The following is a 1,734-nucleotide window of genomic DNA, read 5'->3' on the forward strand; positions in this document are numbered from 1 at the left end:
CCCGCCATCATGAAAACAGCACCCGAACCAATTGAGCAATAACTACCAATAATTAATTTATCAATATCCGTTCTATCAGCCAATAAATAACGAGCACAATCATCAAAGCTATGATTATGATAATAGCCAGAATAGTAACTATGCTCACCCACAATAATATTAGGATTGGTCACCTGTTCTTTCAGTGACTTGCCCACAAAAGGGCTTTCAAAATAATTGTTCAACCTAAATCCTCTTTTAAGCTTATAACGCCTGCATAACACGTTTACTACCAAGCAATTATACTTAAAATTGCCGCCTTAAAACGAGAAACACCCGACAACCTGAGATGCCGAGTGTAGTAAATCGTGTTGATGCATTTGTTAGGTTTTAGAACATTTTAGACTGAACTTGAATAATCTTTTTCTGCTTTTCATAATGTTCATTGCTAGCTTTTAAGAAAGACTCAGGATTTTTAATCTCATCAACAGTGATACCATTTCTAAGAAGACTAATATACAAAGAAGCTGCGTGAGCTTGGCAATTAATAGATCTTTCAGGATTAAATTCAATATCACTAAATGCATCATATTTATCTAATTGTTCTGCTAAATCAGGGTTTTGTAATAATGCATTTATATATAACCAATCATAAAAATAGGTACGAGGAACTATTGAAAATTTTTGATTAAAAAAATTAAATAATTTTAAATTTCCTGATGATTTAATCCTTGAATCTTGTTTTGCTGTTCTAGAGTCAACAGAAAAAAGATCCAAATATGGTCCACCATGTTCAAAAACTTTACTGCCCTGAAATGCGGATTCAACAGAAAATGTTTGATTCTTCTTTTTTGTTGTAATCATTAAATTAAAAGCACTCAGCCTAACCCCTAAATCATCTTGAGACTTACTTGATATTTCAAGAACTCGATTATATCCCTGAGAATTTGCTTGCATATGAAGTTCTTGTATAGTTTTTTGTTTTTGCACTAAAGCAAAGCCACTATGCCATTGAAAACTCAAACTAACTTCTTTAACCCCTATACCTTCTCGATAAGGGACAAATATTGGTCTTACAGCCATATTAATTACCTACGTACATATTCACGTGAACCGAACAAACCTTTATTTCTTGAGTGCACAACTACTTTACGCTTTTTAGTTTGTTTTTCAAACCGTTCTTTTGATGGTTTATCAGGAAAAGCTATACCGACAATATACTTTGCTGGTATATGGTCACGAATTAAAACTTCAGCTTGAACATCTGTAGGATCGTATATATTAAGTTTTTGTTCTTCTCTAGATGGTAAACTAGCTATTTCTTCATACATACTAGCAAGGCTTTTAGCCTTGGCTAATTCTTCATCACTTTCTGACGAAATTCGTGCGTCTGCTGCATTATGTTTACAAAACATACAATCAAGTTCTGTTAGTACATTCTTACTGATTGCTACAACACACCATTTACCTTTTTTTTCATTGCGATATTTATAAAACATTTTGCTATTTGGAAATGCAATTGAAGTCGAAATAGTATTTTTTCTTCCATCGAGACGTTTCTCATCATTTATTTCAACAGTCTCATCAATATCATTTCTTGATAAAATCCCGCTTTCAAGGATACCTTCGAGATTAGAAAGAGATGTAAAATGAACAAGAGCAGGAATTTTTTGCTCAGTGATAATTTGCTGTATTTTTTCTTTTCTTGACATGATAACTCCATATGTCTTAAACTGGTGTGCCCCTCGAAAAGCG

Annotated in this window: 2 protein-coding genes and 1 pseudogene; all 3 read right to left on the bottom strand. The window is 33.0% G+C overall.

Features of this window, described 5'->3' with window-relative positions:
* Positions 1-224: pseudogene (locus tag A6E04_RS20810) on the bottom strand (type B chloramphenicol O-acetyltransferase); the annotation flags it as partial.
* A 145-nt stretch (positions 225-369) separates the two neighbouring features.
* Positions 370-1,062 (bottom strand): DarT1-associated NADAR antitoxin family protein, encoded by a 693-nt coding sequence (locus A6E04_RS20815; RefSeq protein ID WP_065612296.1) that lies wholly within the window; start codon positions 1,060-1,062, stop codon positions 370-372.
* A gap of 5 nt (positions 1,063-1,067) precedes the next feature.
* A complete protein-coding gene (locus A6E04_RS20820) occupies positions 1,068-1,691 on the bottom strand; it encodes a DarT ssDNA thymidine ADP-ribosyltransferase family protein (protein ID WP_065612297.1) in 624 nt (207 codons plus the stop codon).
* Positions 1,692-1,734: the final 43 nt, after the last annotated feature.

The organism is Aliivibrio logei (assembly GCF_001691055.1).
In the GTDB taxonomy this organism is placed as follows: Bacteria; Pseudomonadota; Gammaproteobacteria; order Enterobacterales; family Vibrionaceae; genus Aliivibrio; species Aliivibrio salmonicida.